Source organism: Streptomyces sp. NPDC007983, assembly GCF_042958345.1.
Taxonomy (GTDB): Bacteria; Actinomycetota; Actinomycetes; order Streptomycetales; family Streptomycetaceae; genus Streptomyces.
On sequence record NZ_JBIBJI010000014.1, the window covers coordinates 146,402 to 158,995 of the forward strand.

Here is a 12,594-nt window from a genome sequence, read left to right on the forward strand (position 1 = left end):
GGATGGGCGAACCCGGAGGTCAACGGGCGGATCTTCCCTCGAATACCATTTCACCCTGCCCAAATTGACCCGTCCGGTCTACTCTGAACGGGTGCCGGACGACGTGGGGGGCAAGCCGTTCCCGGACGGCGACGAGCCCGACGAGCGCAGCCACGGAGAGGCGAACGACGAGTTCGCCACCGTGGTCTTCGACGAGGACTTCGTGCGGTCCGCCGTCATCCATGAGCCCACCGCCATCGAACGGATGCTGGCCGCCGCGCAGGCCCGTGCGGAGGCCGAGGCGTCCCGGCGCGGCAGGGCGGGGATGTCCCCCGAGGACGAGCTGTTCGACGACGCGTACGGTCCGGAGGGCGACGGCGAGTTCGGGGACGGCCCGTACGACGACTATGCCGACCCGGACGGCCGCTTCGGCCCGCGCCGGGAGCTGGACGGCGCCTACGGCCCGTACGGGCGCTACGGGAGCGCCGGGCGGCCCTATCGGGGCCATGCCCGCTGGCACCGCCCGGTGGCCTGGCTGCTGGCCGTCCTGATGGGCATCGGGGTGGTCGCGCTGGCCTTCACGGCGGTCTACCGGGGCACCTCGGGCAACCGCCAGGACCCGGCCCCGCCGCCCGCCACCAGCGGCGTCGACGGCACGCCCGCGGGGCGGCCGGGCAGTGTGCCGTCCACGGCGGCCGAGCGCGAGGTGCCGCCCGCCTCCGCCGTGCCGCGCTCCCCGTGACGTCGCCGTCCCTCATATCCACGTCCAGTACATCCCCGGTCGCGTACCCGTAGCACGTCGCGCCGTATGCGGCGTTTCCTCCGTACTGTGCGTGCAGTTGTGGAGTACCACCGCGTTTACCGCTGCCCCCGGCGACCTACTCTTGAGGTATGACCGGGCGTGGAGACCCTCCCGAGGGGACACCCGAGGGCGTCCCGGGAGGTGGTGAGGACGAGTACCGCTCCGTCGTATTCGACGAGTCCTTCGTTCGTGCTGCCCGGCTCCAGGAGCTCTCCGCCCAGGAGCGCATGGACGATCACTCGCGCGCGGTGCGCAGCCGCCACGCCTGGACGCGCGCCGGGGCGTCGCGGCAGGCCGTCGTCCTCGTCCTGCTGATCGCCTTCGCCTTCGCGGCGGCCGTCTACATGGGCGTACGCCACCCCTACCAGCCCCCCGAGCCGCAGGCCGTCGAGCCGCTGCGCAGCAGCGTGGTGCCGCTCTCGCCGCGCGGTGAGGTGCCCGGCGGGCGGCCCGCGGAGCTGTTCCGGAAGAGCCCGGCCGCCGAGTTCCGCACCGGCGCCGAGGGGGTCACCCTGCCCGCCGTCCGCCGCACCCAGGGCTTCTCCGAGAGCCAGGTGATGACGGCGCTCACCACGGCCAAGGACTACGTGGTGAAGTCCGCCCTCGACCCGGGCGTGCTCACCGGCGGACCGGTGCAGACGGTGCGGCTGCTGCTCGATCCCGCCCAGCAGATCCAGTTCGACCAGAGCTTCGAACACCCGGTGGACGACGGCCGCCATGCGGCCACCGGCTGGCTGACCCGCTTCAACCCGGCCGAGGTGACCCTGGCCGACGCGCCGGTGAGGGTGCGCGGCACGCTGACGGTCGTCGAGCGCACCCCCTCGACCCTGGAGGTCAGCGCCGACCACGTCTTCGTCTACGCGATCCAGCGGGCCCACGAGCGGGCCCCGGACCACGCCTCGCTGTACACGGTCCGCCGTGAGACCCGGTTCCGCTTCGACCGCGGGGATCTGCGCGACCACCGGGTGGAGCTGGTGCACAGCTCGGTGCTGGCGGGCCCGCAGGCGTGCTCCGCGAACGCCTCCGGCTATCTGCGGCCGCTGCCGGCCGGGCAGAGCGTCCGGAACGACGCCCCGGCCGGCACCGACCCGTACGCCCCGGGCCGCACCCCGGTCTCCCTCTGCGGCGTGCTCTCCCCGGGCACGCACACCATCCCTTAGCGCGCTTCCAGTGCCTGCGCGCGTCAGGCCCAAGGCGCCCCGCGTCAGGCCCGGGGCGGTCCGTCCCCCCGGGAATCCTCGTCCGACCCCCCTTCGGGGCCCTCCTGGGCGTCCTGCGGGGGCGTGCCCTCGGTGGTGTTCCCGCCTGGCTTGCCGCCGCCGCTGAACCGGTCGCGCAGCTTGCTGCCCAGGTCCCCGGCGCCGCCCGCCACGTCCCGTACGAACGCGATCAGCGGGTCCTTGCTGGTGCGGATCGACTCCGCGTAGTGGTCCGCGGACTCCCGGAAGGAGTCGCCGACCGAGGTGTCCTTGTCCTCGTCGCGGCGCGGGTAGTGGCCGTCCATGAGCCGCTGGAAGTCCCGGCTCGCGGCCCACTTCTTCAGCTCGGCGGCGCGCACGGTGGTGAACGGGTGGCTGCGCGGCAGCATGTTCAGGATCTTGAGGACGGAGTCCCGCAGGTCACCGCTGTTCTCGTACTCCTCGGCCTGCTCCAGGAAGGCGTCCACGTTCATCTCGTGCAGATGGTGGCCGCCCGCGAGCTTCATCAGCCCGCGCATCGAGGCCCGCAGATCCTGCCCGACCAGCAGCCCCGCCCGGTCCGCCGACAGCTCCGACTTGCGGAACCACTCGCGCAGCGCCGTCACCAGGGCCAATACCGCCACATTGCCGAGCGGGATCCAGGCGACCTTCAGCGCGAGGTTGGTCAGGAACAGCAGTATGGTCCGGTAGACGGAGTGCCCCGACAGCGCGTGGCCCACCTCATGGCCGATGACCGCCCGCATCTCCTCCTCGTCGAGCAGCTCGACCAGCCCGGTGGTCAGCACGATGATCGGCGCGTCCATGCCGATGCACATCGCGTTCGGCTTCGGGTCCTGGGTGACGTACATCGCCGGGACCCGCTCCAGGTCCAGGATGTAGCAGGCGTCCCGCAGCATGTCGTGGAGGTGCGCGAACTGCCGGTCGCTCACCCGCACCGAATCGGACAGGTACAGCAGCCGCAGACTGCGCTCGGGCAGCAGCCCGCTCAGCGCCTTGAAGACGGTGTCGAAGCCGGTCAGCTTGCGCAGCGCGACCAGCGCCGAGCGGTCGGCCGGATGTTCGTACGCGCGCGAGGAAATGCCCGGAAACCGCCGCCTCTCGCGGCTGGGCACATGCTCACGTCCCTCTCCGGCGCCGCTTCCGTCGCCACCGGTCCCATGCGTATGGCTGTCGCTCATCTGTCCCCCTCGTACGGACTGTTTCCCCGAACTGACCCGGTACTGCCCCAGTCGTGCCCGTCCCCCCTTGGCGGACCCCACCTTAGGCCCTGCCCGGCGAGGGGCTAGCGTGGAGACATGCCCGATATGACTGGCCTCACCGCTGTGCTCGCCGCCACTTCCAAGGACCAGGGACCGGGGGCGCTGCTGCGCACCGTCATCGTCGTCGGCGTCGTGGGATCCGTCCTGGTCGCGTGGTTCCTGCTGCGCGGGTACAAACAGGACTGACGGCGGGCCCAAGGGCGGACTGGGAGCAGGCCCGGAATCCGGCTCGCATACGATGTGGCGGACGTGACGTGACGCCGAGACCCGGATAGGTAACGCCTGCGATGAGCGCTTTCAGCACCGCACATGCTGCCCTCACCACCCTCGCGGCCGAGGGCGGTGAGCATGTCGACACCCACCCGAGCATCAGCCCCTTCATGACCGGCGGCGGGGCTCTCGTCATCCTGTTCCTGCTGCTGTGGATCACCACCCGCTTCAACCGGGACCGCTGACCGGGGCCGTTGCCTCTTCGGGCCCCGGTTTCGAGCCGGGCCCAGTAGGGTCTGCACGCATGGAAGAGGAGAAGGCGCCGGCCAAGCGGCGGCTCGGTGTGATGGGCGGGACGTTCGACCCGATCCACCACGGTCACTTGGTCGCGGCGAGCGAGGTGGCGTCGCAGTTCCACCTGGACGAGGTCGTGTTCGTACCGACCGGGGAGCCGTGGCAGAAGAGCCACAAAAAGGTTTCCCCGGCCGAGGACCGCTATCTGATGACGGTCATCGCGACCGCGTCGAACCCGCAGTTCTCGGTCAGCCGCATCGACATCGACCGCGGCGGTGCGACGTACACGACCGATACGCTCCGGGATCTGCGCGCGCTCAACGGTGACGCGGACCTGTTCTTCATCACCGGAGCGGACGCGCTCGCCCAGATCCTCACCTGGCGCGATGCCGAAGTGCTGTTCTCGCTCGCCCACTTCATCGGGGTGACCAGGCCCGGGCACATACTGGCCGACCCGGGGCTGCCGGAGGGCGGGGTGTCGCTGGTCGAGGTTCCGGCGCTGGCGATCTCGTCGTCGGACTGCCGCGCGCGTGTCGCACACGGCGAGCCCGTCTGGTACCTGGTGCCCGACGGTGTGGTGCGGTACATCGACAAGCGAGAGCTGTACCGGCACGACTGCTGAAGGGGTACCGGTGAACGACGGACAGGACCCGTACGACCCGTACGCGCGGGATCCGTACGCCCAGGAGCCGCAGATCGTCGGCTACGACGCCTATGGGCAGCCGGTGTACCAGTCCCAGGGGGCGCAGCAGGGTTACGACCCGTCGTCGTACTACGGACAGCAGCAGGGACAGCAGCAGGACGGGTACGGCTACGGCTACGACCCGTACGGCCAGGTCCAGCAGGCGCAGCAGGCCCAGACGCAGTATCCGCACACGCAGCAGTACGACCCGTACTACGGGCAGCAGCAGCACTATCCGCAGCAGGAGCAGTACGGGCAGCAGGGCTACGACTACGCCGCCCCGGCCGCGCCCGTCGCCCCGGCCGCGCCTGCCGCTCCGGCTCAGGAGGATGAGCCGAACCCGTACGAGGAGCTGGCCGAGCTGGGCCGGGAGGAGCCGTCCCATGGCGCCCCGGCCGGTGCCACCTCGGAGGCGCCCGGGCCCGGCAAGGGCAAGCCCGGCCCGGATCCGGAGGGCGAGGAGTACCGCACCGAGCAGTTCTCCTTCGTGGAGGAGCCCGACGAGGACTCCGAAGACGTCATCGACTGGCTGAAGTTCGCCGAGACCCGCTCCGAGCGGCGTGACGAGCGCCGCCGCAAGGGCCGCAACCGGTTCGTCGCGCTCATCGTGGTGCTGGTCCTCGCCGCCGTGGGCGGGGTGGGCTACCTCTGGTACGCGGGCATGCTGCCCGGGCTCTCCGCCGACGGTGACGCACAGACGGCGGCGGGTCCGCAGAAGCGCGACGTGATCGTCGTCCATCTGCGCGAGCTGAAGGGCGGCCGTACCTCCACCGCGCTGCTGGTGGACAACGAGACCACCAAGAAGGGCACCACCGTCCTGCTGCCGAACGCGCTGTCCGTCTCCACCGAGGACGGCGGCTCCACCACGCTCGGCAAGTCGGTGACCGACGAGGGCTCCGACGCCACCCGGGACTCCCTGTCCACGCTGCTGGGCTCGAAGATCCAGGGCACCTGGCGGCTGGACACGCCCTATCTGGAGAACCTCGTCGAGCTGGTCGGCAGCGTCACCCTGGACACCGACACCACGGTGCCGGCCACCCGGAAGGGCGAGGACCCTCTGGTCAAGCGGGGCAAGGAGCAGGTCCTGAGCGGTCAGGCGGCCGTGGCGTACGCCACCTACCGGGCCCCGGGCGAGGCGCAGACCAAGCAGCTCGCGCGGTTCGGCCAGGTCATGGACGCCACCCTGAAGAAGGTCTCCAGCGATACGGGCGGCGCCACCAAGACCGTCGAGCAGCTGGCGCAGATCCCCGACCCGTCGCTGTCCGAGCAGCAGCTCGGCGCCTCGCTGGCGCGGCTCGCAGGGCAGGCCAAGGGCGGCGACTACGACACAATGATGCTGCCGGTCCAGGGCGACGGCACGCTCAGCGCCCGGGCGACGGACCGGGTGGTCAAGGACGTCCTCGGCGGCACGGTCAAGAACACCGACCCGGGCTCCGCGGCACGGGTGAGCGTGACCAGCGCCGGCGGGGGCAAGGACGCCTCGGGTGCCGCCCGGGTCGCGCTCGTGAACGGCGGTTTCACGGTCGTCGCCGCCACCGAGGGCGGCTCCGCGCGGCAGACCTCGCGGGTGACGTACGCGGACGCCGGGCAGGCCGGGCAGGCCAAGGAGGTCGCCAAGACCCTCGGACTGCCCGCGACCTCGGTCACGAAGGGCAAGGGCGCCGCCAACGCGGATGTGACGGTGGTCCTCGGCGCGGACTACGACCCTCAGGGCTGACCGCGGCCGCCGCAGCGCGGCCGCGGGAGAGTCACTGTGGCCTTGGGGGGGGGAATGGCCGGGAGCCGTGACGGTGGGGCGTGAGACCCTTGGGGTTGCCCAGACCCTGAGGGTCCCCACCGACCGGAAAGCCTCGCCTGTGACCGCCACGGACCGCTCCATCGAGCTCATCAACGCCGCCGCCCAGGCGGCCGCCGACAAGCTCGCGCACGACATCATCGCGTACGACGTCAGCGATGTGCTCTCGATCACCGACGCCTTCCTGCTGGCCTCGGCGCCCAACGACCGCCAGGTCAAGTCGATCGTCGACGAGATCGAGGAGAGGCTGAACAAGGACCTCGGCGCCAAGCCGGTGCGCCGCGAGGGCGACCGAGAGGCCCGCTGGGTGCTGCTGGACTACGTGGACATCGTGGTGCACGTCCAGCACAGCGAGGAGCGGGTCTTCTACGCCCTGGAGCGGCTGTGGAAGGACTGCCCGCAGCTGGAGCTGCCGGCCGACGCCAAGGCCACCCGCGGCAAGGCGGAGGAGTACGCGCAGGCGCAGGGCCCGGACGGCGGTGCGGGTGGTGAGCTGAGCTGAACGGCACCATGAGCGGCCGCGGCCGCCGCATAGTCCTGTGGCGGCACGGCCAGACGGCCTGGAACATCGAGCGCCGCTTCCAGGGCTCCCTGGACATCGAGCTGACCGACACCGGTCTCGCGCAGGCCCACCGCGCGGCCCGGCTGCTGGCCGGGCTCCGGCCGGACGCGATCATCGCCTCCGACCTCAAGCGGGTCATGGCGACCGCCGCCGAGCTGGCGACCGTGACCGGGATCACGGTCGACCACTACGCCGGGTTGCGGGAGACCTACGCCGGTGAGTGGCAGGGGCTCACGCACGAAGAGATCATCGAGCGGTTCGGCGAGCAGTACGCGGCGTGGAAGCGCGGCGAGCCGGTGCGGCGCGGCGGTGGCGAGCTGGAGTCCGAGGTCGCCGACCGGGCGGCGCCGGTCGTGCTGGACGCCGCCGAGAAGCTGCCCGACGGCGGCACGCTCGTGGTGGTCAGCCACGGCGGCACGATCCGCACCACCATCGGGCGGCTGCTCGGCCTGGAGTCGCACACCTGGGAGGCCCTCGGCGGCCTCTCGAACTGCTGCTGGTCGGTGCTGGGCGAAGGCGCGCGCGGCTGGCGGCTGCTGGAGCACAACGCCGGATCCCTCCCCGAGCCCGTCCTCGGCGACGACGACTAGGGCGATCAGGACGGCCGGGGAAGGCCTTCCGGCCCGGCCTGCGGTCACCTCCCGGCTCGATTTCCTTTTCCGGCTGGTCACCGGCTAAGCTCCTACTTGTTCGAAGCGCAGCGGCGCGGAGAGCAGCGGGGCTATAGCTCAGTTGGTAGAGCGCCTGCATGGCATGCAGGAGGTCAGGAGTTCAATTCTCCTTAGCTCCACAGATGGCGGCGATCCCGTCTCCCTCACCGGGAGGCGGGATCGCCGCTTTTGCGCGGGCGGAACCTCCGGTGGCCCGCCCCCTGTTGACGTCGGCTCAACTCGGCCCGTCCCCGGGGCGGCTGGGTTCGGTGCGATCTTCCTGGGTAGGTTGGACGACACCGCACCGAGCGCGCGAGCCTCGGCGGAAGTGGCGGTGCGCGCGGGGCGCTTGTGAGTCTGGTGAGGCGTCTGTTGCATCTCCGCTGACCTGGGCGTCGCCCCGTGGCAGAATCGGACAGCCGGCGGGGGCGCAGGGCCGATAGTCCGATGGGGAGGGACGGGTGGGATGCCGACCAGCATCCTCGACGCGTTCGAGGACCTTTCCGAGACGGCTCGGGAGGGCATCGAATGCCCGTCCTGCGGTTCCGGCAATGTGGCTCAGGTACTCGGCGACAACGGCGGTGTTTCCTACGTGTGTACGGCCTGCGGCCACAGCTGGAGCTGAGTGACATGGGAGCACACAGCCGGAAATGTGACTGGTGCGGCGGTGGCACGCCCATCGTCCGCGACATGGAGCCGCTCAACTCCGACTATCAGTACTGGTGCGCGGAGTGCGCCCAGGCGCTGATCATCAAGGGCGATCCGATCGAGACGTACCGGGAGCTGGAGGGTGAGCCGATCTACGGTCGGCTCCTCGAAGAGCACTGCACGCTGAAGCGTTTTTATTCGTTCGCGACGGCGTGAGGCGGCGCGGGGCGGGCCGGTCACGGGGGCGCGGCAATCGATTTGGCTAAAGCCCGGGGCGTCCGTGTAATGTAGGCGATGCCGCCGAGGGGAACCGGGCGGAGCAAGACCTGGGGCTATAGCTCAGTTGGTAGAGCGCCTGCATGGCATGCAGGAGGTCAGGAGTTCAATTCTCCTTAGCTCCACAATCGCGGGAGCGGGTCGTCCGATGCGGACGGCCCGCTTCTCGTTTCCTCGCTCCCGAGTCACCTCGATGCGGCTCGTCGGTGCCCTGCGGTAACCTGACCCCATGCGTGCCGTACGCCTTCTGCTTAGCGGGCCGCGCTGATCAGTACCGACCGCGATCATCTCCGGTCGGCATCGGCGCGGCGTCCCCTCCTGTGCGAGGGGCCTTTTTGTTTCACCGGACAAGAGGGAATCGGCCTGTACCGCGGGCAGAGACGACCAATGGAGCTTTGAGGATCATGAGCGAGACCAATGCCGCGGCCGAGGTGGCCGCGCCGCACCGCTACACGGCCGCGCTGGCCGCTGACATCGAGGCCCGCTGGCAGGATTTCTGGGACGCGAACGGCACGTATGACGCGCCCAACCCGGGTGGCGACCTGACCGGTGACGCCGAGGTCGTCGCCCGGCCGAAGAAGTTCGTCATGGACATGTTCCCGTACCCCTCGGGGGCGGGACTGCACGTGGGCCATCCGCTGGGCTACATCGCCACCGATGTGTACGCCCGCTACCACCGCATGACGGGCCACAACGTCCTGCACACCCTGGGCTTCGACGCCTTCGGCCTGCCCGCCGAGCAATACGCGGTGCAGACCGGCACCCACCCCCGGGTCAGCACCGAGGCGAACATCGACAACATGCGGCGCCAGCTGCGCCGCCTGGGCCTGGGCCACGACCCGCGCCGCTCCTTCGCGACGATCGACCCGGACTACTACAAGTGGACCCAGTGGATCTTCCTGCAGATCTTCAACTCCTGGTACGACCCGGAGGCGAACAAGGCGCGCCCGATCGACACCCTGGTCGAGCAGTTCGCCTCCGGTGAGCGAGCCACCCCCGACGGGCGCCCCTGGGACGGGCTGACCGAGCCCGAGCGGGCGGACGTCCTGGGCGGCTACCGCCTGGCGTACGCCTCGGACGCGCCCGTCAACTGGTGCCCCGGCCTGGGCACCGTGCTGGCCAACGAGGAGGTCACCGCCGACGGCCGCTCCGAGCGCGGCAACTTCCCGGTCTTCAAGGCCAAGCTGCGCCAGTGGAACATGCGGATCACCGCCTACGCGGACCGGCTGCTGGAGGACCTGGACGCGCTGGACTGGCCCGAGGCCATCAAGCTGCAGCAGCGCAACTGGATCGGCCGCAGCGAGGGCGCCCGGGTCGACTTCCCGGTACAGGATCACCCCGACGCGAAGATCACGGTCTTCACCACCCGCCAGGACACCCTGTTCGGCGCGACCTACATGGTGCTGGCGCCCGAGCACGACCTGGTCGACTCCATCGTCCCGGCCGCCTGGCCCGAGGGCGCCCACGACGTGTGGACCGGCGGGCACGCCACCCCGGCCGAGGCCGTCGCCGCGTACCGCAAGCAGGCCGCGGCCAAGTCGGACGTCGAGCGGCAGGCCGAGGCCAAGGACAAGACCGGCGTCTTCACCGGTGCGTACGCGGTCAACCCGGTCAGCGGCGACCGGGTGCCGGTCTTCATCGCCGACTACGTCCTGATGGGCTACGGCACCGGCGCGATCATGGCCGTTCCGGCGCACGACAACCGTGACTTCGCCTTCGCCCGCGCCTTCGAGCTGCCCATGCGCTGCGTCGTCGAGCCCTCCGACGACCGCGGCACCGACCCGTCGACCTGGGACGACGCGTTCAGCTCGTACGACGCCAAGATCGTCAATTCGGCCGGTGAGGGCGTCTCCCTGGACGGCCTGGGTGTGACCGAGGCCAAGGCCCGGATCACCGAATGGCTGGAGGCCCGCTCCATCGGCGAGGGCACCGTCAACTTCCGGCTGCGCGACTGGCTGTTCAGCCGTCAGCGCTACTGGGGCGAGCCCTTCCCGATCGTCTACGACGAGGACGGCGTGGCGCACGCGCTCCCCGAGTCGATGCTGCCGCTGGAGCTGCCCGAGGTCGAGGACTACTCGCCGCGTACCTTCGACCCCGAAGACGCCGACACCTCCCCGGAGACCCCGCTGTCCCGGAACGAGGAGTGGGTCAACGTGGTGCTGGACCTGGGCGACGGACGCGGCCCGCGCCCGTTCCGCCGCGAGACCAACACCATGCCCAACTGGGCCGGCTCCTGCTGGTACGAGCTGCGCTACCTGGACCCGCACAACGGCGAGCGGCTGGTCGACCCCGGCACCGAGCGCTACTGGATGGGCCCGCGCGACGGTCAGCCGCACGGCGGCGTCGACCTGTACGTCGGCGGCGCCGAGCACGCCGTGCTGCACCTGCTGTACGCCCGCTTCTGGTCCAAGGTGCTGTTCGACCTGGGCCATGTCTCGTCGGTCGAGCCGTTCCACAAGCTCTACAACCAGGGCATGATCCAGGCGTACGTCTACCGGGACAGCCGCGGCATCGCCGTCCCGGCCGCCGAGGTCGAGGAGCGCGACGGGGCGTACTGGTACCAGGGCGAGAAGGTCACCCGGCTGCTGGGCAAGATGGGCAAGTCCCTGAAGAACGCCGTCACCCCGGACGAGATCTGCGCCGAGTACGGGGCCGACACGCTGCGCCTGTACGAGATGGCCATGGGCCCGCTGGACGTCTCGCGCCCCTGGGACACCCGCGCGGTCGTCGGCCAGTACCGGCTGCTGCAGCGGCTGTGGCGCAACGTCGTGGACGAGGCCACCGGCGAGGTCACCGTCGTCGACGCGGAGCCCGACGAGGACACGCTGCGCGCCCTGCACAAGGCGATCGACGGGGTCCGGCAGGACATGGTGGGCCTGCGCTTCAACACCGCCATCGCCAAGATCACCGAGCTGAACAACCACGTCACCAAGGTGCGCGAGGTGCCGCGCTCGGTCGCCGAGGGACTGGTGCTGCTGATCGCGCCGCTGGCCCCGCACATCGCCGAGGAGCTGTGGCGCAAGCTGGGCCACGACGCGTCGGTCGTCCACGAGCCCTTCCCGGTCGCCGACCCGGCGTACGTCGTGGACGAGACGGTGACCTGTGTGGTCCAGGTCAAGGGCAAGGTCAAGGCCCGGCTGGAGGTCTCCCCGTCGGTCTCCGACGAGGAGCTGGAGGCGCAGGCCCTGGGCGACCCGGCGGTGGTCGCGGCGCTGAACGGCGCGGGCATCCGCAAGGTGATCGTGCGGGCGCCGAAGCTGGTGAACATCGTCCCGGCCTGACCGGCCTGGCCGGCCTTATCGGGCTGATTGGTCTTATAGGGCTGACCGCTGAGGGCTGCCGCGTGGGCGGGCTGGGGGTTCGTCAGGAACCTCCGGCCCGCCCGGTCCGTTTACGCTGGGAGGACAGCAGCCACCGCGGTGACCGCCGCCCGAAGGAGCGCACATGGAAGCCATCTGGATCCTGTTGCTGCTTTTCGTCATGTTCATCGTGACCGGCGCCTATGTCACGGTGCGGGTGGTGCGGACGGCCAAGCGCGGCCTCGACCGCACCGTGGAGCAGGCCCGTCGCACGGTCGAGGACACCCGGCTCCGGGCCCGCCAGCTCGCCCGGCCGGGCGCGTCCGGTGAGCTGGCCGAGCTGCGGCTGTCGCTGCGTACGTCGATGTCCGCCACCGAGCAGGCCCTGCGCGCGGTGGCGGGCCAAGACCGCTCCGTGGCGGAGTCGTTGAACCTGTTCCAGCGGCTCAGCGCGCACGGCCAGGAGCTGGACGACGATCTGAGGCGGCTGGAGCGGGAGCCCGACAAGACCCGCCTCGCCGCCCTGCTCCCCGAGCTGCGGGAGCGTACGGAGCGGATCACGCACTCCGCGGACTCGCTGCGCTGGGCGGTGCGGGAGCGGGCGCAGCGGTTCGCCCACGACGAGCTGGACGCGCTGGGGCGCGAGATCGAGATGGAGGCGGGGGCGCTGCGGCACTGGACGGTGGAAGAGCCGCGGCCCGAGGCGAGCCCGCGGCCCTCATCGGCGCCGGAGCCGGAACGGAAGCCGGAGCCGAAGTCGCCGCCCGTGGGCGAGTCCGCGCCCCGGCCGGAACCGCCCTCTCTGGAGAGCGCGCCCCGACCGCGGCCGTACTCCTGGCAGAAGTCCTGGCAGGAGTCCCCCCGCCCCGAGAACACCGCCTGAACACGGGCTTACCAGTAGGGTCGGTGATCACCGGTGGGGTCGCGCTGTCGGCCCGG

At 70.8% G+C, this 12,594-nt stretch carries 13 protein-coding genes and 2 tRNA genes; 14 read left to right on the plus strand and 1 reads right to left on the minus strand.

Features of this window, described 5'->3' with window-relative positions; genetic code table 11:
- Window positions 1-91: 91 nt before the first annotated feature.
- Together ACFZCY_RS33095 and ACFZCY_RS33100 are read left to right on the plus strand one after the other, a co-directional pair.
- Window positions 92-721 carry a hypothetical protein gene (locus ACFZCY_RS33095; RefSeq protein WP_391181585.1) on the plus strand — a complete coding sequence of 210 codons (630 nt, stop codon included), beginning with the start codon at window positions 92-94 and terminating at the stop codon, window positions 719-721.
- A 149-nt stretch (window positions 722-870) separates the two neighbouring features.
- Window positions 871-1,941, plus strand: a complete 1,071-nt coding sequence (locus tag ACFZCY_RS33100; protein WP_391181587.1) for a hypothetical protein — start codon at window positions 871-873, stop codon at window positions 1,939-1,941.
- Window positions 1,942-1,985: 44 nt separating this feature from the next.
- Here ACFZCY_RS33100 and ACFZCY_RS33105 read toward each other — a convergent pair whose 3' ends face one another.
- Window positions 1,986-3,158, minus strand: coding sequence for a M48 family metalloprotease (locus tag ACFZCY_RS33105; RefSeq protein WP_391181590.1), 1,173 nt, complete (start codon window positions 3,156-3,158; stop codon window positions 1,986-1,988).
- Window positions 3,159-3,275: 117 nt separating this feature from the next.
- On the opposite strand from ACFZCY_RS33105, the gene ACFZCY_RS33110 reads away from it, so the two are divergent.
- From ACFZCY_RS33110 to ACFZCY_RS33165, 12 genes are all read left to right on the plus strand, one after another.
- Window positions 3,276-3,425: a hypothetical protein gene (locus ACFZCY_RS33110; RefSeq protein WP_167542520.1), complete on the plus strand. Its 150-nt coding sequence runs from the start codon at window positions 3,276-3,278 to the stop codon at window positions 3,423-3,425.
- Window positions 3,426-3,526: 101 nt separating this feature from the next.
- Window positions 3,527-3,694, plus strand: coding sequence for a hypothetical protein (locus ACFZCY_RS33115; RefSeq protein WP_391181593.1), 168 nt, complete (start codon window positions 3,527-3,529; stop codon window positions 3,692-3,694).
- Between the two features lie 59 nt (window positions 3,695-3,753).
- A complete protein-coding gene (gene nadD, locus ACFZCY_RS33120; RefSeq protein ID WP_391181596.1) occupies window positions 3,754-4,365 on the plus strand; it encodes a nicotinate-nucleotide adenylyltransferase in 612 nt (203 codons plus the stop codon).
- A gap of 10 nt (window positions 4,366-4,375) precedes the next feature.
- On the plus strand, window positions 4,376-6,142 hold the full coding sequence (locus tag ACFZCY_RS33125; RefSeq protein ID WP_391181599.1) for a LytR C-terminal domain-containing protein: 1,767 nt from the start codon (window positions 4,376-4,378) through the stop codon (window positions 6,140-6,142).
- Window positions 6,143-6,281: 139 nt separating this feature from the next.
- A complete protein-coding gene (gene rsfS / locus ACFZCY_RS33130) occupies window positions 6,282-6,722 on the plus strand; it encodes a ribosome silencing factor (protein WP_391181603.1) in 441 nt (146 codons plus the stop codon).
- Between the two features lie 8 nt (window positions 6,723-6,730).
- The gene (locus tag ACFZCY_RS33135; protein WP_391181606.1) at window positions 6,731-7,372 is read left to right on the plus strand and encodes a histidine phosphatase family protein; all 642 of its coding nucleotides are present in this window, start codon (window positions 6,731-6,733) and stop codon (window positions 7,370-7,372) included.
- Window positions 7,373-7,499: 127 nt separating this feature from the next.
- Window positions 7,500-7,572 (plus strand) — tRNA-Ala (locus ACFZCY_RS33140).
- A gap of 326 nt (window positions 7,573-7,898) precedes the next feature.
- Window positions 7,899-8,057: a hypothetical protein gene (locus tag ACFZCY_RS33145; RefSeq protein ID WP_179934253.1), complete on the plus strand. Its 159-nt coding sequence runs from the start codon at window positions 7,899-7,901 to the stop codon at window positions 8,055-8,057.
- A 5-nt stretch (window positions 8,058-8,062) separates the two neighbouring features.
- On the plus strand, window positions 8,063-8,296 hold the full coding sequence (locus tag ACFZCY_RS33150) for a hypothetical protein (protein WP_009717962.1): 234 nt from the start codon (window positions 8,063-8,065) through the stop codon (window positions 8,294-8,296).
- A gap of 112 nt (window positions 8,297-8,408) precedes the next feature.
- Window positions 8,409-8,481 (plus strand) — tRNA-Ala (locus ACFZCY_RS33155).
- 279 nt (window positions 8,482-8,760) lie between these two features.
- Complete coding sequence (leuS, locus tag ACFZCY_RS33160) at window positions 8,761-11,637, plus strand: leucine--tRNA ligase (RefSeq protein WP_391181610.1); 2,877 nt, start codon at window positions 8,761-8,763, stop codon at window positions 11,635-11,637.
- A 163-nt stretch (window positions 11,638-11,800) separates the two neighbouring features.
- Window positions 11,801-12,538 (plus strand): hypothetical protein, encoded by a 738-nt coding sequence (locus tag ACFZCY_RS33165; protein ID WP_391181613.1) that lies wholly within the window; start codon window positions 11,801-11,803, stop codon window positions 12,536-12,538.
- Window positions 12,539-12,594: the final 56 nt, after the last annotated feature.

Coding starts and splice junctions, on each gene's coding strand:
- nadD (WP_391181596.1), top strand. CDS start 3,754: ATGGAAGAGGAGAAGGCGCCGGCCAAGCGGCGGCTCGGTGTGATGGGC.
- leuS (WP_391181610.1), top strand. CDS start 8,761: ATGAGCGAGACCAATGCCGCGGCCGAGGTGGCCGCGCCGCACCGCTAC.
- ACFZCY_RS33110 (WP_167542520.1), top strand. CDS start 3,276: ATGCCCGATATGACTGGCCTCACCGCTGTGCTCGCCGCCACTTCCAAG.
- ACFZCY_RS33100 (WP_391181587.1), top strand. CDS start 871: ATGACCGGGCGTGGAGACCCTCCCGAGGGGACACCCGAGGGCGTCCCG.
- ACFZCY_RS33135 (WP_391181606.1), top strand. CDS start 6,731: ATGAGCGGCCGCGGCCGCCGCATAGTCCTGTGGCGGCACGGCCAGACG.
- ACFZCY_RS33150 (WP_009717962.1), top strand. CDS start 8,063: ATGGGAGCACACAGCCGGAAATGTGACTGGTGCGGCGGTGGCACGCCC.
- ACFZCY_RS33145 (WP_179934253.1), top strand. CDS start 7,899: ATGCCGACCAGCATCCTCGACGCGTTCGAGGACCTTTCCGAGACGGCT.
- ACFZCY_RS33105 (WP_391181590.1), bottom strand. CDS start 3,158: ATGAGCGACAGCCATACGCATGGGACCGGTGGCGACGGAAGCGGCGCC.
- ACFZCY_RS33165 (WP_391181613.1), top strand. CDS start 11,801: ATGGAAGCCATCTGGATCCTGTTGCTGCTTTTCGTCATGTTCATCGTG.
- ACFZCY_RS33115 (WP_391181593.1), top strand. CDS start 3,527: ATGAGCGCTTTCAGCACCGCACATGCTGCCCTCACCACCCTCGCGGCC.